The organism is Litorimonas haliclonae (assembly GCF_965138505.1).
In the GTDB taxonomy this organism is placed as follows: domain Bacteria; phylum Pseudomonadota; class Alphaproteobacteria; order Caulobacterales; family Maricaulaceae; genus Litorimonas; species Litorimonas haliclonae.
Genome location: NZ_CBCSCO010000003.1, coordinates 360,632 through 379,658 on the forward strand (window position 1 = coordinate 360,632; position 19,027 = coordinate 379,658).

Genomic DNA, 19,027 nt, shown 5'->3' on the forward strand with positions numbered 1-19,027 from the left:
TCTGCAATAAAGTTAAACTATAAACTGCGCAAAAATATAAGAGGACAATATGAAGCTGTTTCTATCATCCGCCGTAAGTGTTTTGGCTTTAACCATTGCGGGGTGCGGTAACTCCGTTGAAGTTCCATCTGATAATGTAGACAAAATGGTCGAAGCAGCAAGTCCTAGTAGCGATCAAGTCACCGTGCAAGATGCCAAAGAGTTTTTGGAAAATGCAGAACAAGAGAAAAGTGTTCTGAACGAATACCAAGCCCGCGTCGATTGGGTCAATAACAACTTCATTACCGAAGATACGAATTGGCTGGCCGCGAAAGCCTCTGAACAGGCCTCATTGCTGGACACGCGACTGGCAAATGAAGCAAAGCAGTTTAACGATTTGAGCCTACCGGAAGACATGCGCCGAAAAATGGACGGCTTGAAGCGTGCGTCCAATTTCCCCGCTCCTGAGCGCCAAGGCGCAGCCAAAGAACTTTCTGAAATCATGACCGGGCTTAATGCAGCCTACGGAACAGGGAAGTTTGAATATAAAGGCGAAATGATCACACTAACTGAAGCCAGTGATATCATCGCCGAATCCGATGACCCGGAAGAGTTAAAAGCTATCTGGGAAGGCTGGCGGACAATTTCTGTGCCCATGAAGGACGACTACGCTCGAATGGTCGAGATTGTGAATGAAGGATCTCAGGAGCTCGGCTACGCAGATGCAGGCGCTTTGTGGCGCGGCGGTTACGACATGGACGCGGACGAATTCATCGCGGAAACAAATCGCCTCTGGGAACAAGTGAAGCCACTTTACGACCAATTACATTGTAATGTTCGCGCAGAACTCAATGAAAAATACGGCAATGAGGTTGTGCCTCTGGATGAGCCTATTCGAGCTGACTTGCTCGGTAATATGTGGGCTCAGCAATGGGGCAATGTCTATGAGACTGTCGCGCCTGAAGGGGCCGCTGAAGGCGTGGATACAACAAAACTTCTGGAAGACAATGATTATGACGCACTGAAAATGGTTCAGACAGCGGAAAAGTTCTTTACATCCATGGGGTTTGAGCCGCTGCCGGAGACGTTTTATGAGCGGTCACTGATTACCAAGCCAGAAGATCGTGAAGTTGTTTGCCATGCCTCGGCCTGGGACATTGACGAAAAAGACGATATCCGCATCAAGATGTGCACCAAAGTCAACGGCGAGGATTTCTCGACTGTGCACCATGAATTAGGGCACAATTTCTATCAGCGCGCCTACAAAAATCAGCCGGTTTTCTACCGGAATGGTGCGAATGACGGGTTCCATGAGGCCATTGGCGATATGGTGGCTTTGTCAATTACACCCGAATACCTCGTAAAAATCGGATTGCTAGATGAGAGTGAAGTCCCTGGTGAAGACGCAGACTTGGCGCTGTTAATGCGTCAGGCCATGGACAAAGTTGCCTTTGTCCCGTTCGGTTTGATGGTGGATCAGTGGCGTTGGAAAGTCTTTTCCGGCGAGCTTACTCCGGCAAATTACAATGAAGGTTGGTGGGAGCTTCGTGAGGAATATCAGGGCGTAAAACCCCCTGCTCCACGCCCAGCCGATGCATTTGACCCCGGCGCCAAATACCATATTCCAGGTAATACGCCGTATATGCGCTATTTCCTTGCTCACATCCTCCAGTTCCAATTCCATAAAGCGGCCTGTGACGCCGTTGGATTTGAAGGGCCACTTCACCGCTGCTCCGTTTATGGCAACCAAGAGGTTGGCGAGAAATTCAACGCCATGCTTGAAATGGGCGCCTCCAAACCTTGGCCGGATGCGCTTGAAGCCTTTACGGGCTCCCGCGAAATGGATGGCTCTGCGATTCTTGAATATTTCGAGCCTTTGCAGTCTTATCTGGAAGAACAGAATGAAAACCGAACTTGCGGCTGGTAAAATTCAAGTTCACGGCACGTGGTTAAGAGAGACGAAAGTATTTGGGCATAGCCTCTGGTTATGTCCAACTCGGTTAAAAACCTAGACTCAAACTCCGACACGCCGATTCGCGCGACGTTTCCACGCGTTCTTATCGCAACGGACTCGGTCGAGAAAATCAAAGACTTGGCCGCGCAACTGCGCCAGCTTCGCTATGATGTCCAAATCTCTTTTTATGATGGAAAGACCTTGTCCGCGACGCCCCGCCGCGCGCCCGTAGCGCTAATCTGTCATTTTACAAAATTTATGGATAGATCTGCGGGTATCATCCGCATCCTGAAATCTCATTACGCGCCTCACGACATTCCGGTTATAGGGGTTTCGCCTGTCCCGCACATTCATACAGACACATTTTTTGATACGGTACTTGTCGAGCCGGTCCATGCCTCCCAAATAGCCAATCGCGTGAACTCCTTGGTCCGACTTGGAGCAATGGAGCGAGAGATAAAACTCCGTGTCAGAACGTTAGAAAAAGATTTCGGCCAAAGCGTCATGATCGAAGATGACGGAGAACACCCGCCGTTCAAAATCTTATTTATTGGACAGGCCTCTCCCGGTTTTATGGTCATAATCAATGCCTTACAGAGCAAAAACGTTGAAACTGTAGCCGCGTTCACCTCTTTTAGCGCCTTTGATTATCTCCATGAAACTAAATTTGATGCGGTCGTTATGAATGCGCTCGATCACCCGGAACCGGCCTTGTCGATTTCTGAAACTATGCGTCGCAATGCACGGCTTTTCCATGTACCAACCCTCTTCTTGGTGAACTCCGACACATTTGAGTATTCGCAAAAAGCGCATAGTTACGGCGCGCGGGACATTATAAATGTAAATTCTGACGTAGAAGAAATAAGCGGCCGAATTCTGGAACTCGCCAACTACCACCGCCTTCATGACAATTTGAAAGAAGAATTCGAATCTCTTGGCGGCAATAGTTCCATTTGCGAAAAAAGTGGCTGCTTTACAAACCTCTTTATGGAGCGCCACGCAGAACGGGTCGTTAGAGCCAATCACAAAATCAAAGAGCCTGTAACGCTGATGGCAGTAAAATTACATCTCTGCTGCGCCGAAGAGGTATCAGAGGAACATGCAGAGAAGGCCTTATTGCAATTTGGACACATGCTAAAGAACCTTGTTCGCATGCAGGATTCTGTCGCCGCTTACGAGGCCGATCGCTATTTATTGATGTTTCCAGGGTCTAATGAAGCGGAAGCGAAAGTGGTCCTGGAGCGAGTTAAAGGCTTGGTTGCCTGCACAGCCTTTGAGGGCGGGTCTCAAAGCTCCCCTCTGACGCTGACTATTGATTACGCAATTGCCGAAGCGATGTCTCACGAGAACAGCGATTTCACCATTGGGCGATTGATGTCCGATTTGAAACAAGAACCAACGCGAAATTTCTTGGAAGCGTCGGCTTAGCTCAGCCATCAAATCGATTAGCTAATTAAAGCTTCAACCGCCCGCTTTGTCCCTCTTACGCGCGGCTTTGCATTTTCAAAATTCCCCATCACTAAAATGGTTTGGTCTGGGCGCAATCGCCAGCCGCTATTTTGCGTGATCGCGTTCATGATGATGGACGGATCTTTTATGTCAGAGTGACGCATGGAAAGGACTAGGCCCTTAGGCCCTGCATCCACTTTTTCAACGTGAGCCTTCCGGCATAAGCGTTTGATTTGCATGACTTCAAAAAGCGAACGCACTTCATCCGGTAATGGCCCGAAGCGATCAATAAGCTCTGCCATTAACGCATTCCCGCCTTCATCATCTTCTATATCCGCGATTCGACGGTAAGTGGTGAGACGAAGGCTTAAGTCGGAAATATAATCTTCCGGAATAAGGATTGCGACCCCGACATTTACTTGCGGCGTCCAGCTTTGATCGCTCGCCGCTTCATCGTCGCGCAACTCGGCTACAGCCTCTTCCAGCATGTGCTGGTAAAGCTCGATCCCCAATTCTTTCATATGACCGGATTGCTCCTCGCCCAGCGGGTTACCACCGCCCCTCATATCCAAATCATGGCTCGCCAATGTAAATCCGGCGCCCAATGTATCAAGAGACTGGAGGATTTTCAGGCGCTGCAGCGCCTCTTTCGTTGCCACATGCTCATCCGGCATTGTCAAATACGCGTAGGCGCGAATTTTCGAGCGCCCGACCCGACCCCTCATTTGATAAAGCTGAGCAAGACCAAAACGGTCTGCGCGATAGACCACCATTGTATTCGCCGACGGAATATCGATTCCGCTTTCAATAATCGAAGTCGATATCAACACGTCATACTCGCCATCATAAAACGCGTTCATGATATCTTCGAGCGCTCCTGCGCCCATTTGGCCATGGGCGATGACATATCGGACCTCCGGCACAGACGCTCTCATAAACTCTTCAATGCGGGGAATATCCGCTATACGGGGCGCTACAAAATAGGACTGCCCGCCCCTGTAACGCTCCCTCAGCAGTGCCTTCCGAATTGAAATCTCATCAAATGGCATGACGAAGGTGCGGACCGCCAAACGGTCAACAGGCGGGGTCGCGATCAAGGACAGGTCGCGAATGCCGGAGAGCGCCATTTGAAGTGTGCGGGGAATAGGCGTCGCCGTCAGGGTGAGCATATGCACGTCGGCGCGAAGGGCTTTCAGGCGTTCTTTATGCTGAACTCCAAATCGCTGTTCTTCATCAACAATAACAAGACCCAAATTGGCAAATTTTATCGTCTTAGCAAGCAAAGCATGGGTGCCGATGATGATATCGCATTGCCCGTTAGAAAGAGCTTCCTTCGCTGCCGTCGCCTCTTTGGTTGAAACCAGACGTGAAAGCTGCCTAACACGCACAGGCCAGCCTTTAAACCGGGCCGAGAAAGTTTTGTAATGCTGGCGTGATAGAATAGTCGTGGGCGCAACGATAGCGACTTGCCGTCCGCTCATGGCGACGGCAAAGGCGGCGCGCAGGGCCACTTCGGTTTTACCAAACCCAACATCCCCGCAAATCAACCGGTCCATTGGTCGGCCACTCTCCAGATCGGTGAAGACATCCTGAATGGCGTTTAGCTGATCGTCCGTTTCGACATAAGGGAAACGCGCGGCAAACTCGTTATACGTACCGCTATCAATATCCAGCGGTTCTATGGTACGCATAGCCCGCTTGGCGGCAATCTTTATAAGCCCGGCAGCAAGGTCTTTGAGTTTTTCTTTGGCTTTGGCTTTGCGGGACTGCCATGCCACACCACCAAGTTTATCCAGCGCCGCGCCTTCTGCTGCTGAACCATAACGGGATAAAAGTTCAATATTTTCAACGGGCAGGAATAGCTTTGCACCCCCGTGATATTCAAGCTCAAGACAATCATGCGGCGCATCTTGCACTTGGAGTGTCTTCAACCCTAAATATCGCCCTAAACCATGGTCGATATGTACGATAAGGTCACCGGGCTGCATCGCCGTGGCGTCTGAAATAAAGTTCTTGGCTTTGCGCTTGCGACCGCGATTGACCAATCGGTCGCCCAAAATATCTTGCTCTGAAATCACGCTCAGGCCGTCAATAACGAAGCCCTGCTCTATCGGCAGAACTGTTCGCCAAGCGGTCCCGACAGGTTTGTCAAATATTTCCGGGCCGCGAGCTAGTTTCGGTAGCGCGAACTCGTGATCTTCGAACACATTGCCGAGACGGTCTAGAGAGCCCTCTGACCAAGCTGCGATAAGAATTTTTTGCTTCTCGGTTTTCAGTGTGCCGAGATGATCTTTAACTGCCTCGAAGACGTTTGCACCTTCGGTTCGACGTTCCGGAGAAAAACTACGACCCACACGCCCCCCAAAGTCGATCAAGTTTTCGGCGTCGGCCGGACGGAAAACGGAATGTGTTCTAACGAGAAGTGGAGAAGTAAGCTTGGACCATTCATCCGCGTCCAAATAAAGCCGCGACGGCTCTAACGGGCGATAAAGTCCTGCGGATTTTGAAGGGTTGCCAGACCCTGTGTCGCGGGCCTCTGCATGTTCTTTGCGGGAGGAATAAAAGTCTTCAATCGTGTCCCAACGCTCGGCTCGGGCTTCGTTGAGCAGTCCGTCAAAAGCATAAAGTGCGTCCGGGCCAGCATAGTCAAACAAGGTTTCAGTGTGGGAATGAAAAAGCGGTAGATAATGCTCAATGCCTTGGGTGCGGATACCGTCACTTACAGCGGCGTAAGTTGGGTCTCGGCTAATGCCGCCGCCAAAAGCGGCTACATAGCTCGTGCGGAACAAACTAATCGCGTCTTCCGACAGAAACACTTCACTGACAGGCGCCAGTTGCACATATTTCAGTTTGCCAGTCGTTCGCTGCGTGGTGACATCAAACGACCGAATACTTTCCAGCTCGTCGCCAAAGAAGTCTAAACGGATAGGATCTTTCAGAGCCGGCGGGAAAACGTCGATTATCCCGCCCCGAATGGCGTAATCCCCGGCTTCCATAACGGTGGACGCGCGGGAGTATCCATTATGATCCAGATAAGATTGAAGTTGTTCGCGCGGCATAGATTGACCGGCCACCGCCTGAAAACCAGCCTCAGCCAAAGCGGAACGCGGCGGAACCTTTTGCATCGCTGCGCTGCCGGTTGTAACGACAATCAATTGTGTATCAGGTGATAAAGTCGCCAAAGTAAACAAAGCGGCCGCCCGTTTCGCCGCTAAAGATCGGCTCGGCGAAATCCTGTCGTACGGCAAACAGTCCCAAGCCGGGATATTTAAGACGACAATATCAGGCGCAAAATATCGGCAAGCCGCCGTGAAGGACGCAGCCCTTGTGTCGTCCCGCGCAATAAAGACACCTCTGCCGCCGCGCTGTTTAACGGCTTTGCAAAAGACAAGCGCGTCTGCCCCTTCCGGCAAGCCTGCCGCAGTCAGAGTCTTCTCAGGCCCCGTATATCGGTTGAGCTGAATTTGCATGTCTTATGAGGAGGGGTCGTATTGTCGAATGCGGTTTAAGAGAGGCGTATCGTAATTGGCTGGGATAGGCAGGTTTCCGGAAACCCAGCCATAAATATCATGGTCTTTAGCCATAAGAAGGTCTTCAAACATCGTGATTTCATCGTCAGACAAAGATTCGATATGAGCTTTGGCGAAGCCCCCTAAGATAAGGTCAGCTTCTTTAAAGCCTCGATAATTGGCGCGATAGACAAGGCGTTTTCGACGGGCATCCAGCATGGCGGCGCTGTAGCTGAAATAATCAGAGCTGTCACGGTAGCAATGCGGTCTTGCTTCAACAGTTTTGTCGCGTCAAAAGCCTTTTATGTCAGCCGCCCGTCCGCAGCACCTCTTCCCGCTTTTTGCGGACATTCAGACGTTATCAGGCGTCGGTCCCAAGACGGCTCCATTGCTGGAGCGGGCCATGGGTGGGCGGATTAAAGATTTGCTTTTAACCGCCCCGACAGGCGCGATTGACCGCTCTAATCGTCCGGGCATTGCAAATGCACTTGCCGGAGAGATAGGGACATTTCTGGTGACCATCGGTTCGCACAAAGCGCCGTCCAACCGCAATCGACCTTATAAAATAACCGTCTATGATAATAGCGGCGAAATGGAGATCATCTATTTCAAAGCGCGCTCCGCGCAAATGGAGCAGCTTTTCCCGGAAGGCAAAGAGAGGCTGATCTCTGGCAAAACCGAAAGTTTCAACGCCCAGCTTCAAATGACGCATCCGGATTATGTGTTGGACCCTCAAAAGTCTGACTTACTCCCCTTGATAGAGCCTTTATATCCTTTGACTGCCGGCCTATCGCAAAAGATGGCAGGTAAAACGGTTCGCGCCGCGCTCTCTGTTTTTGAAACGATAAGAGACATGGGAGAATGGCTGGATAGCTCTTTCGTGTCGCAGCAAAACTGGAGCGGGTTTCAGGAAAGTCTGAAAACGCTTCACAATCCGTCCCATGCCGTTGATATTAGTGCAGAGAGTCCAATTAGACGCCGCCTCGCCTATGATGAGCTTTTTGCCAAACAGCTCGCAATTGCCCTTGTGCGTGAAAGCACGAGGCGGGCGCATGGGCGGGAATTTCGCCATGACGGTCATTATGTTCAGGATGTTCTCAACGCGGCCCCCTTTAAACCCACCGGAGCCCAGTCGCGTGCATTTGAGGAAATAGAAAAAGATATGCAGTCGCCATTTCGTATGGCGCGGCTTCTGCAAGGCGATGTCGGCGCGGGAAAAACATTTGTCGCAGCTTTAGCCGCGGCTTATGCAGCGGAAGCCGGAGTGCAGACCGCCCTAATGGCTCCAACAGAAATCCTGGCGCGGCAGCACGCCGAGACCCTTAGCGCTCTTTTAGAGCCAGCAGGGTTAACCGTTCAAGCGATTACGGGCCGTGATAAAGGAAAGGCCCGCCAAGCTCTGAATTCCGGGCTTGAAGCCGGATACATTGATGTCGTGGTCGGCACTCACGCCTTATTTCAAGACACAATGACTTTCAAAGATTTGGGACTCGTCATTATTGACGAACAACACCGCTTCGGCGTGCGTGATCGGCTCCGCCTTGCGAATAAAGGGCAGGCTCCTGACTTACTCGTCATGACGGCGACCCCCATTCCCCGGACGCTCGCCCTTACGAGTTATGGGGATTTGGACAGCGTCAAACTTGATGAAAAACCCGCAGGACGAAAGCCGATTGAAACGCGAATATTACCGCTTCAACGGTTGGACGACGTGATTGACGGTATTGGTCGGCAGATACAAGAAGGCAATCAAGTGTACTGGGTTTGTCCGCTAGTCGAAGAAAGCGAGTTGATAGACCTGACCTCTGCTGAGGACCGTCATCGCCAGCTTACGGCCATTTATGGCGATAAAGTCGGCCTCCTTCACGGGCGTATGAATGGGCTAGAAAAAGAACAAATATCCAATGATTTCAAGGCGGCGCGATATAAAGTTCTTGTTGCGACAACGGTGATTGAGGTGGGAGTCGACGCGCCGGACGCCACAATCATCGTTATTGAACACGCCGAACGGTTCGGGCTCGCGCAGCTTCATCAGCTACGGGGCCGTGTTGGGCGTTCAGACAAACAGTCTTCCTGTCTACTCCTTTACAAAGGCCCTCTCTCGGTAAGCGGGAAAGCAAGGCTGGAGGTAATGCGCGAATCGGAAGACGGGTTCATGATTGCAGAAAAAGACTGGGAGCTTAGAGGTTCAGGTGATCTCTTAGGCGCACGCCAAAGTGGGCTTCCAGACTATGCCTTTGCCAATCTGGATAAACATAAATCCTTACTAGAGACGGCCGTTCAAGACGCCCGCCTCTTGGTACAAAACGATCCTGAACTTAAATCAGTACGTGGTAAGGCCGCGAGAGATTTGCTATTCTTGTTTGAACAGGACTACGGCATTGCCCTGATGCGGGCAGGATGACTAAAGAATCATTTTCCCGCTAGGGTGAGTTTTGCTTTTTACGTCATTGGGATTATAGGCTGACGGTTCTTCGTTTGAAGACACCATGCCCCCGCTAATGATCATCTTTGCCCCCTCTTCCGGCGTCATATCCAAAATTTTGATATCTTCGCGTTTGGAGAAAAGCAGGAAACCTGAAGTCGGGTTGGGCGTGGTTGGCACGAAGACGCACACATAACCCGGCCCGAGAGTACGCTCCGGCGCACCTTGCAAATTTGTAGTAATGAAACCAATCGCCCAAATTCCCGCTTTCGGGTATTCAATCAAACAGACCTCTTGAAAGGCTTTATCCCGTTGTTCGGCAACCATGACGACTATTTGTTTGACGAAAGAATACACGCTACGCACAACCGGTACGCGCGCTAGGAGACGTTCGCTCTGGCGCAAGAGGGCTGAACCGAAATAATTAGAGGCTAGGGAACCCAAGATGATCAGGCCCAACACTGCAATGATAAGACCTAAGCCCCATACATCATATCCAAATTGAATTTTAGGATTGATAGACGACGGAAGGAACTTCCAGACCGTGGTATCAATAAACTGAATAAAGGCAGTAATGGCCCAGACTGTGACAAAAATCGGTAAAGCCACAATGACGCCTGTCAAAAGACGGTTTCGAATGAACTTCAAAAATGCAAATCGGGCAATCCGCCCTCTTCCCTTGAAGCGGTTTGGAAAAAGCCTACTCTTCTTTTTTTGGACTGACTCTTCAGTCATGGGCCGCTCTCCGCTTTTCTAGCGTTACTGCATGGTAATTACCCTCTACGGGACGCTCAAACTAGGATATAGGGCCAAATCAGGAAAGGGAAATCATATGCGCATGAAAACGGCCATTATCAGCCTTGTCTGCCTTTTGATAACGGCGCTCACCTTGGTGTATCTTTATCGCGATGATATTTTCCAGCATATCCAAGACCCCGGCCAACCTTTTCAAACCTACAAGCGCCCGACGCCGCCGGATTATTCCAAAAAGGATGCGTGGTTGTCGTTACCGGATTTATCCCAAGACAGTTTTGAACACCCTTCCAAGGGTGATGTGTTCGTTGTTGTGCCGAGCGTCTATCGCGGCGGGAAACATTGGAACTTACCGAGCGATGACCTGAAGAGAAAACGCAAGCTAGAGCGAATCGTTCGTCCTAACTATGTCACCCCTTATTCGGATGCAGGAAGGTTATTTGCTCCCTTTTACAGGCAAGCCTCGCTTTACGCCTATATGACACAGCGTGAGGACGCCCGAATGGCGCAAAATCTGGCGTATCAGGATGTGAAGCGGGCGTTCCGATACTTTCTAAAAAATTCTCCGCCCGAACGACCTATTGTTTTAGTTGGTCACAACCAAGGGGCCAGCCATGTAGAGCGTCTTTTAGCGGATTTCTTCTCCGGACCGGAAAATGAAGATAATTTCAAACGCCTCGCCGTGGCCTATGTCATAAATTACCCCCTGACGAAAAGCCTTTTGGAGGGCCCTATGGAGGGGATTCCGGTCTGTCAAACGGCAAGCCAATCACGATGTATTGTAGCATTTGGAGCGTTTGCACCGGATGAAGGTGATATTGCGGAGCGTTTTGGGTCTCGGCTTTTGGCGTATGATGGAGAGGAATATAGCTCTGTTAAAGGTCAGGCGCTTATCTGTGTAAACCCGCTCTTATGGACGCAGAGCGAAGACTACGCTCCGGCGCGCTTGCACAAAGGCGGCGTCGCGGCTGAAGGGCTCGACCTTGAGACTCGTCCGGCGCCCCTGCCCCGCCAAGCCGGCGCGCAATGTCAGGACGGCTTGCTCCTGATTGACAAGCCTCGCTCACGCTCTCTTCGCCGTCCATTAAAAGTCGGCGGAAAATTTAGAACCCTCCCCTCCAATCTTTTCTATGAAGATTTAAGGCTGAATGCGGTGCAAAGGGTAGAGTCTCTGATTGAAGACAATGTGCTCCCCCGCCGCGCTAAGCTCTTGGATGGTTTCGAAGTTCAAGAAATTGAGGAAAGCCCAATTGGCGAGGTTGTCGATGTCACGCCCCAAGCGACAGAAGAAGAGAATTAATTTCCATTCCCTAGATTTGAGAGTTTTCAAATTTCGTCGATAAAGCGGTGGATTTTACCTGTTTAATCAGGCATTTCAGGGCCAAGTAATATTTGGAGATCACTATGATTGCCCAGTCTGTTCTAGACCTTATCGGAAACACCCCCCTCATTCGATTGCAGGAAGCCTCTGCCATGACGGGTTGCAATATTCTGGGCAAAGCAGAATTCCTTAACCCCGGTCAGTCGGTAAAAGATCGCGCCGCCCTCTCCATTATCCGCCACGCTGAAGACCAAGGCACTCTAAGCCCCGGCGGGGTTGTTGTTGAAGGTACAGCCGGCAATACGGGCATCGGATTGGCGATGGTTTGTTCGGCGCTCGGATATCGCTGTAAAATTGTTATGCCGCGTACACAGAGCCAAGAGAAAAAAGACTCTGTGAAACTTTTAGGCGCAGAACTTATCGAAGTTGACGCCGTACCCTACTCCAATCCCGGCAATTACATTCACACCTCTCAACGACTGGCAGAAGAGCTTGCAAAGACCGAACCAAACGGAGCACTTTGGGCCAATCAGTTTGACAACATCGCGAACCGACAGGCCCACATCGACACAACCGGGCCGGAGATATTCAAGCAGACTGATGGAAATGTAGACGGCTTTATATGTGCTGTCGGCACAGGAGGAACGCTTGGCGGCATCTCTTTGTCACTGAAGAGTTTGAAGCCTTCTGTGCGGATAGGTGTTGCGGATCCGCTTGGCTCAAAAATGTATTCTTATTTCAGGAACGGTGAATTGGAGAGCCATGGCGATTCCGTTACGGAAGGTATCGGCCAAGGGCGAATTACCGCTAATCTAGAAGGTATTGAAGTCGATCACGCCTATCAGATTGAAGATACAGAAGCGCTTCAAATAATCTTTGAACTCAACCAGCTGGAAGGCATTTGCCTTGGCGGGTCTTCGGGAATCAATATTGCCGGGGCAATCCATATGGCGCGTGAAATGGGCCCGGGGCATACTATCGTGACTATTCTTTGTGATTACGGCCAACGATATCAGTCTAAAATCTACAACCCGGACTTCTTGAGAGAGCGGAATTTACCGGTTCCGAACTGGTTATGTTAGAGACTGAACAAGCTCCGTATTTTGTTGATGTGAAATGGCTGTCCGAGAATCTCTCGGATCCCAACCTACGTGTTTTGGATGCGACATGGAGCGTGCCGGGAAACAGTTCCGATCTCCCCGACGGAGCAATCCCGGGAGCAAGGTTCTTTGACCTAGGCTTTCTAAAGTCCAAAACCCCTCTCGGGGCTGCTCATCCGCCTAAGGACGTGCTGAAGTCCATGGCGGACGAGTTGGGTTTAAACGCTGAGAATCATATTATCGTTTATGATAAGCAAGGCTATTTCTCAGCGGCCCGTGTCTGGTGGTCGTTTAAAACGATTGGACACAAAAAAATTTCGGTGTTGCGAGACGGGTTTCCGGCTTGGACAGGAGCAGGCCGCGAAATTGCAGAGAACTTGCAATCAAGCGGAACCAGAAGTGACTATAGAATTTCTGACCCTGCGGTCAAAGGCGTCTCGATAGAGGCTATACTAGAGGCTATAAGCTCCAACACGCAAATTATCGATGCGCGTCCTCCGGGACGGTTTTCAGGAGAAACCCCGGAACCGAGAGAGGGTCTTCGATCCGGCCATATTCCAAGCTCTCTGAACCTGCCACTTGGCCGTCTGAAGACATCCCAAGGTGAGCTTCTAGAAGACAACGAAATTCATCAAGTTTTAGAAGATGAAGGCATCAACAAAAAGAGCCCTATTATCACGACCTGTGGCTCCGGCGTTACCGCCGCAGCTTTGGCGTTGGTTTTTGAGCACCTCGGTTTTGAAGACATCTCTGTTTACACAGGCTCTTGGACGGAATACGGCGCCTCAGATTACCCGATCGAAACGACATGAAAAAAGAAACTGAATTTACTCACCTTGCCCGGCCCAAAGCTGGATTAGGCACGGCGGTCAATCCGTCCGTCACGCGAGCCTCGACTCTATTGTTTAGTGACGCTGCAGATCTCTACCGCTCTGATGTTAGAGGGTATGGACGGCACGGCGGAGACGTTCACGACCAACTCTGTGATATGTTCACCCATCTGGAAGGCGGCGCCGGTACAACTCTTTTCCCGTCTGGCCTTATGGCCTGCACAATCCCCATTATGTCTCAAGTTAAATCCGGGGATCATGTCTTGTTGACAGATTCGGCTTATGGACCCACGCGCGGTTTTTGTCTCCAAATGCTGACAGGAATGGGCGTCTCCGTTGATATTTACGATCCCCATATCGGAGCCAAGATTAAAGATTTGATACAAGAGAACACCCGGTTGATTATTCTTGAAAGCCCTGGCTCTCTTACATTTGAAATTCAGGACATTCCGGCCATAACTAAGGCGGCAAAGGAAAAAGGCGTTAAAACGCTCATCGACAATACTTGGGCGGCAGGTATTGTTTTATCACCGCTCTCGCTCGGCGTGGATATTTCCTGTCATGCGGCGACAAAATATTTTGGGGGTCATAGCGATATAATGTTCGGAGCGGCTGTCTCAGCAGATGAGCAGACGGCTCAGCAAGTCTCAAAGGCCGCAAAGCTATTAGGCAACTCAAGCTCTCCTGATGACGCCTATCAAATCCTGAGAGGATTTCGGAGTATCATGCCGCGTTTTCGGCAACAGGAAGCGACAGCCCTTACCCTTGCTCACTGGCTAGTAGATCGTCAGGAAATTCAAACCGTTCTCCACCCTGCCCTCGAGAGTCATCCGGATCACGAATTATGGAAACGGGATTTCACCGGTTCCGGTTGCCTTTTTAGCGTTGTCGCTCAGAGAACAACGGCAAAAAAAGTAGAGGCATTTATAAATGCCTTGAGTCTCTTTGGCGTCGGCTACTCTTATGGAGGTTTTGAAAGCCTCGCCATTCAATGCGATCCGCAATTGCGGCGTTCCGAAGGAGAAAAATTCCCCGGCCCGCTGATCCGTTTTGCCTGCGGTCTTGAACACGTCGATGACCTTCGAGAAGATATAGAGCAAGCCTTGACTAAACTGCATTAATGCTACGATTTCTGAAGCTGAAACGGTTTTGGTTCGGGATTGCTGCTTTAGTCCTCGTCGGGTCTTTAGTCTCCTGCAAAGGCGCGCGTCTGATGATGCAACAGGCGCCGCTCAAAGCGCCTCCTCTTCACGACCTACCGTCTCTGAAATCAAATTCAGAGATGATGAACGGACTGGAGGAACACATTTACGGAAAAATTCCTGAGCTGACAGATGTGAGGATTCTTTCCAAAAAAGAGATCGCGCGTAACGCGTTCACGCCAGGCGACATTATTACGGAATGGGCTGTGGAAGCAGGGTATGGCCGCGCCACGAGTGTCTTCCATATCGTTTTTGTCCGGCGCGCGGAAGATTTGAAGGCTTCCGTGATTTTAACGCAGAACTTCTGTCCAAATAGCGACGTGGTTCCTGTTAAAGACGTCACAGATCCGGAAGGTGATTTTTTTGAATGCTCGGGCGAAGGCATCTTAAGTTCGATTTTCACTTATTTTTTTGGTCGTTACATCACCGTGCCTCCCTATCAGATGATTTTGGACAACGGGTATAGCGTGGCCGTTATATTCCCGCCCGAGTTTGTTCCGGATTCCGCCTCACAGGCGCCCGCGATACTTAAGCAAATGTTCTCCGACACACCTAAGGCCACCCCTGGGACTTTGTCCGTCTGGGCGAGCCTGACGGTTTGGCTCGCCGACACTTTGAAGACAGGAGGAGAAACAGACTCGGTAATTACTTATGGGCATTCTCGTTACGGAAAGACCGCCTTGATTTCCGCAGCAGCGACGGCGTCGATAGATGCGGTCATTGCGCATCAGTCAGGGACCGGCGGCGCTTCTCTATTGCGAGACGAAAAGGGAGAAAGCATCGCAGAAATTATGGAGAGTTATCCGCACTGGTTTACATCAACTTTCGTAGAGTATGCAGAGAACAAAGACGCCCTTCCTGTAGACGCACATTATCTCCTCGCGCTAATAGCGCCCCGTCCGGTACTACTAGGAAATGCGAGGCGCGATGTTTGGTCTGACCCGTCCGGCGCTTTCAATGCCGCGAGAGCGGCCTCATCGGCATGGATAGAAGGTGATGGCACGGGTCTCACCGCTACGCGATTGAACGACTTTCGCCCTAATGATGACCTATCCTTTTGGATGCGGCCCGGTACGCACGGCGTCGTTGAAGAAGACTGGCCAGCCTTCCTCGAATTCCTTGACGCGCATTTTAAATAAAATTTAGCTATCTAGATTAAGCAAAGATTTGAGAAAAATGGCAGACCCAGCAGGACTCGAACCTGCAACCTGCCGCTTAGAAGGCGGCTGCTCTATCCAGTTGAGCTATGGATCCCCTATTCATTCATGGACGTGTCTTTAATGCGTCAGCTTAATGCGTCCAAGGTAATTTGCGGTCATAGCTGAAATTATCTGCATATGAACGAGGGATACGGCTCGTTGAATGGGTGTCCATTACGCGATGCGGAATATTATTGTTTTTAGCGTAGGCAATTGCCTCTTCCTTAGTCTCGAATTTCAACTCTACTTGAGATCTGGGATCAACGGAGCGATTATACCCTGTCAGCGGGTCAATAATCGTCGACCCTTTCGTTTCAAATTCGAGCAACCAATGATGGGTTTTGGCTCGACCAGACGTCATAGCAGAAGGATTTGGCTGATAAATTTTGGCAAACATGCTCGTAAACCCGTATCAAAAACAACGTAAGCGTCTTACCAGATCAAGACGCGCTGTAAATCACATATCCCGATTAAAGGCAGAGTTCAGCATTGTTTTCACTTCAGAGAGACTTTGAGGCTGGGCTGTCGCTTTTTCTAAAATACGTTGGCGCGCAACGGCGCTGATGCCTTGGTTTTGACCTGTATTTTGCTGGGCAGTTGGTTGAGCGGGCGGTTTCGCTCTAAACTGTTGCTGTTGAGACTGAGTCGGACGAACAAGGCGGCCATTTGGATGTTGCGTTACAGGCGACGTAATGGCTTCAGATGGCAATTCACCCGAGTTCAAGCTCCGAGACCGCCAACGGTCAAAAACAGTTTCCATAAAGGCCGGAGAGGTTGTGTCGCGCTGCCAAAGGTCAGTAAATTTGGCGCTGGAACTGTGTGGGCGATATTCCTCTGCCAGAGTGCTCAGGATAACCCGCATAGGCAGATTTACGGATTCGCCAAAGACCATGGTCTCTGCTGTGCCGAGAGACGGTAGAAATGACAATAAATCCGCCGCCCCGTCCGGAACCGCCGCTTTCACGAAATTTTGGTCGACCTCATTTGAGAGGCGCATAGAGAAAATTGTTGAACATTGTGACAAGGTGGAGGGCTCTAGCTCTGACGGTCTTTGAGAAATAATGCCCAGTGACACCCCATATTTCCGGCCTTCCTTCGCTATTCGGCCGATGATGCGCCGGGTAGAGTGAAAGCCGAGTGATTTATCCCTCGGAATATATCTATGCGCTTCTTCACAGACCAGAAGAATTGGGATTTTTCGCTCGGACCATGTCGCAAGTTCAAACGCTAGTCGGCTAACAACGCTGACCACAATATTCAGGGCCTCAGATGGAATGCCGGAGAAATCCAAAATCGAAATCGGTTTATTATTGACCGGAATACGGAATATCCGGCCGATTATCTCTTCAATAGGCCTCGGGGACGCCTGATTTTTAAAGATGAATCTGTAGCGCGGGTCCGAAACCAACATGGCAATGCGGCGCTTGAGACGTTTATACGGCGCTAAATTAGAGTTATTCTCTAACTTCCCCATATAGTGGTCTAGAAGCTTTGAGACGTCTCGAATTCGATACGGCACAGGGCTGTCGAGCGTGATGTGCGTGGCGCGCTGTAGCTCCCCTTCAATATCATCGAGTTTGACTTGCGAAGATATATCGTTGTTTTTACGGGCGCGGTCAAAAAGTCGTTTTGCCTTAAGAATTACATCGTGAAGGATCTCCTGTTCTTCTCTCGCTTGATCTTCAATTTCACTGGTCAGCAATTCAACGGTCTCAACGAAGTCAAACATCCAGAGGGGAATATCCAGAGACTCACTATCGATAACTTCTGCACGGTTCCCAAAGCTTTTGGAATATTCATTATGGGGATCAAAGAGCACGACATGGCCCTGAGGACTCTGATTCAGTATGGCTTGCAGGACAAGCGCGACGGTGCAGGATTTACCAGACCCAGTTGATCCAATAATAGCAAAATGTTTGGAGAGCAGGTCATCCGTTCGGACTTTTGCCACGATAGAGTTGTCCTGCTGCAAGCGACCAACTTCAATACAGGAAGAATTCTCCCGAGAAAAAATCAACTTCAGGTCAGAACGAGACATATTGAATACCGGCGCATTCAGAACCGGAAAAGATCGCACTCCCCGGAAGAACTTAGTTGCTCTTGTCGTCGCATTCGTTGTGATCTCTCCGAGAATGTTGAGCGTGGCCAGACAGCCATCATTCATCCCCTCCTCATCCGCGGCACCAATTTTGAGCGAAGACACCATCGCGACCACAATCGAATCACTCGTCAAGATTTTCAGAATCGTTCCGATTTGAGCTTGGTGGAGCTGGTTGTTACGAATCAGAGTTTTATTAATGGAGATGACTGCAGTCGCAGAGCCAACATTCATGATCCGGCCGATCTCGATATGTTGTTCTTTCGATTGCGGCGCAGCCGATTGAACGGGCTGTGGTGATGTCAGCATAGTCACGTTTCTCCAAAGACAGGAGAAGTGATAGCCCTATTCCGTTAGGAAAAACTTACGATTGAAGAGGATTTTATTGAAATACCGTGGTCGGGGCGGCAAGATTCGAACTTGCGACCCTCTGTTCCCAAAACAGATGCGCTACCAGGCTGCGCTACGCCCCGACATACGGTGAGGAGCCTATTAAAGCCGTTGCGTCAGAATTCAAGCGATTAAGGTGCAGAATTTTGGAAAAATGCATGTTCGATCACATCACCAGGCCGAATCCCCAGTTCGTTTGAGCGGCCACCCTTCAATTCAACCACAGCGGCTACAACGGCCTCTGATGAGGCGCTGCGTAATTTGTAGGGCTGAGCCATATGTTCGATCTTCAAAATCTTACCGTTTGAGCGCACAAATAGGATATCCAGAGGTATAGCCGTGTTTTTCATCCAAATAGTCGCGAGCTTTGGTTCTGCAAATTCAAAGATCATTCCCGTATTTTCCCCCATCTCTTCGCGGAACATCATTCCGCGAGCCTGTTGATCAAGGGTTTTGGCTTCTTCCACCATAAATTCATGAGGGCCTGATTCGGATTGAATTATCAGAGGCACCGGGTCTCCGAAATCTACGACATCGTCGCGATTCGTTTGGGCTGAGGCGCTGACCGCTGTGACAAAGATAAGAGCAAAACATAAAAGAAGATTTTTCATGGGTTTCCTTTATCCAATAGGAACGGAAACGAAAAGTGCTTTATCAGTAAAGCGACTCTCAAACATAAAAACAATAAGGAGAAAGCTGATTGGCAGTCCCTAGGGGAATCGAACCCCTCTTTCCAGGTTGAAAACCTGGCGTCCTAACCGATAGACGAAGGGACCGCTTATCAGTGTGCGGGCGATATAGAAGTGAGCGCTCAGAGG

The 19,027-nt window shown here is 50.2% G+C and carries 14 protein-coding genes and 3 tRNA genes; 8 read left to right on the plus strand and 9 right to left on the minus strand.

The annotated features are described in order from the left end of the window. Positions 1–49 precede the first annotated feature (49 nt). Positions 50–1,906 carry a M2 family metallopeptidase gene (locus ACNA05_RS09070; RefSeq protein ID WP_415811149.1) on the plus strand — a complete coding sequence of 619 codons (1,857 nt, stop codon included), beginning with the start codon at positions 50–52 and terminating at the stop codon, positions 1,904–1,906. Positions 1,907–1,966: 60 nt separating this feature from the next. Continuing rightward, on the plus strand, positions 1,967–3,361 hold the full coding sequence (locus tag ACNA05_RS09075; protein WP_415811151.1) for a PleD family two-component system response regulator: 1,395 nt from the start codon (positions 1,967–1,969) through the stop codon (positions 3,359–3,361). Between the two features lie 17 nt (positions 3,362–3,378). Here the strand turns inward: ACNA05_RS09075 and mfd are convergent, their stop codons facing one another. Beyond that, positions 3,379–6,852 carry a transcription-repair coupling factor gene (mfd, locus tag ACNA05_RS09080; RefSeq protein ID WP_415811152.1) on the minus strand — a complete coding sequence of 1,158 codons (3,474 nt, stop codon included), beginning with the start codon at positions 6,850–6,852 and terminating at the stop codon, positions 3,379–3,381. A 3-nt stretch (positions 6,853–6,855) separates the two neighbouring features. Beyond that, entirely contained in the window at positions 6,856–7,110 is a 255-nt protein-coding gene (locus ACNA05_RS09085) for an FAD assembly factor SdhE (protein WP_415811153.1), read from the minus strand. 85 nt (positions 7,111–7,195) lie between these two features. Between ACNA05_RS09085 and recG the strand changes: the two genes are divergently transcribed. Continuing rightward, entirely contained in the window at positions 7,196–9,295 is a 2,100-nt protein-coding gene (gene recG / locus ACNA05_RS09090; RefSeq protein WP_415811155.1) for an ATP-dependent DNA helicase RecG, read from the plus strand. Here the strand turns inward: recG and ACNA05_RS09095 are convergent, their stop codons facing one another. Next, complete coding sequence (locus ACNA05_RS09095) at positions 9,296–10,051, minus strand: DUF502 domain-containing protein (protein WP_415811157.1); 756 nt, start codon at positions 10,049–10,051, stop codon at positions 9,296–9,298. Between the two features lie 97 nt (positions 10,052–10,148). Between ACNA05_RS09095 and ACNA05_RS09100 the strand changes: the two genes are divergently transcribed. The 5 genes from ACNA05_RS09100 (at position 10,149) to ACNA05_RS09120 (ending at position 15,661) form a co-directional block, all read left to right on the plus strand. Next, the gene (locus ACNA05_RS09100) at positions 10,149–11,369 is read left to right on the plus strand and encodes a DUF3089 domain-containing protein (RefSeq protein WP_415811158.1); all 1,221 of its coding nucleotides are present in this window, start codon (positions 10,149–10,151) and stop codon (positions 11,367–11,369) included. 104 nt (positions 11,370–11,473) lie between these two features. Beyond that, positions 11,474–12,472: a cysteine synthase A gene (locus ACNA05_RS09105; protein WP_415811159.1), complete on the plus strand. Its 999-nt coding sequence runs from the start codon at positions 11,474–11,476 to the stop codon at positions 12,470–12,472. Continuing rightward, a complete protein-coding gene (locus tag ACNA05_RS09110) occupies positions 12,466–13,302 on the plus strand; it encodes a sulfurtransferase (protein WP_415811160.1) in 837 nt (278 codons plus the stop codon). Before ACNA05_RS09105 ends, ACNA05_RS09110 begins: the two co-directional genes overlap by 7 nt. After that, positions 13,299–14,441 carry a cystathionine beta-lyase gene (gene metC / locus ACNA05_RS09115; RefSeq protein ID WP_415811161.1) on the plus strand — a complete coding sequence of 381 codons (1,143 nt, stop codon included), beginning with the start codon at positions 13,299–13,301 and terminating at the stop codon, positions 14,439–14,441. Before ACNA05_RS09110 ends, metC begins: the two co-directional genes overlap by 4 nt. Next, a complete protein-coding gene (locus ACNA05_RS09120) occupies positions 14,441–15,661 on the plus strand; it encodes a glucuronyl esterase domain-containing protein (protein WP_415811163.1) in 1,221 nt (406 codons plus the stop codon). The genes metC and ACNA05_RS09120 overlap by 1 nt, the downstream gene beginning before the upstream one ends. 38 nt (positions 15,662–15,699) lie before the next feature. Here the strand turns inward: ACNA05_RS09120 and ACNA05_RS09125 are convergent. The 6 genes from ACNA05_RS09125 to ACNA05_RS09150 all read right to left on the minus strand — a co-directional run bounded on the left by ACNA05_RS09125 (position 15,700) and on the right by ACNA05_RS09150 (position 18,985). Then, positions 15,700–15,776 (minus strand) — tRNA-Arg (locus ACNA05_RS09125). A 36-nt stretch (positions 15,777–15,812) separates the two neighbouring features. Further along, entirely contained in the window at positions 15,813–16,118 is a 306-nt protein-coding gene (locus ACNA05_RS09130; protein ID WP_415811164.1) for an ETC complex I subunit, read from the minus strand. Positions 16,119–16,178: 60 nt separating this feature from the next. Further along, a complete protein-coding gene (locus tag ACNA05_RS09135; protein WP_415811166.1) occupies positions 16,179–18,128 on the minus strand; it encodes an ATP-binding protein in 1,950 nt (649 codons plus the stop codon). A gap of 87 nt (positions 18,129–18,215) precedes the next feature. After that, positions 18,216–18,292: transfer RNA gene (locus tag ACNA05_RS09140), tRNA-Pro, on the minus strand. A 48-nt stretch (positions 18,293–18,340) separates the two neighbouring features. After that, on the minus strand, positions 18,341–18,820 hold the full coding sequence (locus ACNA05_RS09145) for a DUF192 domain-containing protein (RefSeq protein WP_415811168.1): 480 nt from the start codon (positions 18,818–18,820) through the stop codon (positions 18,341–18,343). A 90-nt stretch (positions 18,821–18,910) separates the two neighbouring features. After that, positions 18,911–18,985, minus strand: a tRNA-Glu gene (locus ACNA05_RS09150). Positions 18,986–19,027: the final 42 nt, after the last annotated feature.

What these genes read in the sequence shown, in the direction of transcription:
- ACNA05_RS09070 (WP_415811149.1), top strand. Translation starts at nt 50, where the DNA reads ATGAAGCTGTTTCTATCATCCGCCGTAAGTGTTTTGGCTTTAACCATT.
- ACNA05_RS09075 (WP_415811151.1), top strand. Translation starts at nt 1,967, where the DNA reads ATGTCCAACTCGGTTAAAAACCTAGACTCAAACTCCGACACGCCGATT.
- mfd (WP_415811152.1), bottom strand. Translation starts at nt 6,852, where the DNA reads ATGCAAATTCAGCTCAACCGATATACGGGGCCTGAGAAGACTCTGACT.
- ACNA05_RS09085 (WP_415811153.1), bottom strand. Translation starts at nt 7,110, where the DNA reads ATGCTGGATGCCCGTCGAAAACGCCTTGTCTATCGCGCCAATTATCGA.
- recG (WP_415811155.1), top strand. Translation starts at nt 7,196, where the DNA reads ATGTCAGCCGCCCGTCCGCAGCACCTCTTCCCGCTTTTTGCGGACATT.
- ACNA05_RS09095 (WP_415811157.1), bottom strand. Translation starts at nt 10,051, where the DNA reads ATGACTGAAGAGTCAGTCCAAAAAAAGAAGAGTAGGCTTTTTCCAAAC.
- ACNA05_RS09100 (WP_415811158.1), top strand. Translation starts at nt 10,149, where the DNA reads ATGCGCATGAAAACGGCCATTATCAGCCTTGTCTGCCTTTTGATAACG.
- ACNA05_RS09105 (WP_415811159.1), top strand. Translation starts at nt 11,474, where the DNA reads ATGATTGCCCAGTCTGTTCTAGACCTTATCGGAAACACCCCCCTCATT.
- ACNA05_RS09110 (WP_415811160.1), top strand. Translation starts at nt 12,466, where the DNA reads ATGTTAGAGACTGAACAAGCTCCGTATTTTGTTGATGTGAAATGGCTG.
- metC (WP_415811161.1), top strand. Translation starts at nt 13,299, where the DNA reads ATGAAAAAAGAAACTGAATTTACTCACCTTGCCCGGCCCAAAGCTGGA.
- ACNA05_RS09120 (WP_415811163.1), top strand. Translation starts at nt 14,441, where the DNA reads ATGCTACGATTTCTGAAGCTGAAACGGTTTTGGTTCGGGATTGCTGCT.
- ACNA05_RS09130 (WP_415811164.1), bottom strand. Translation starts at nt 16,118, where the DNA reads ATGTTTGCCAAAATTTATCAGCCAAATCCTTCTGCTATGACGTCTGGT.
- ACNA05_RS09135 (WP_415811166.1), bottom strand. Translation starts at nt 18,128, where the DNA reads ATGCTGACATCACCACAGCCCGTTCAATCGGCTGCGCCGCAATCGAAA.
- ACNA05_RS09145 (WP_415811168.1), bottom strand. Translation starts at nt 18,820, where the DNA reads ATGAAAAATCTTCTTTTATGTTTTGCTCTTATCTTTGTCACAGCGGTC.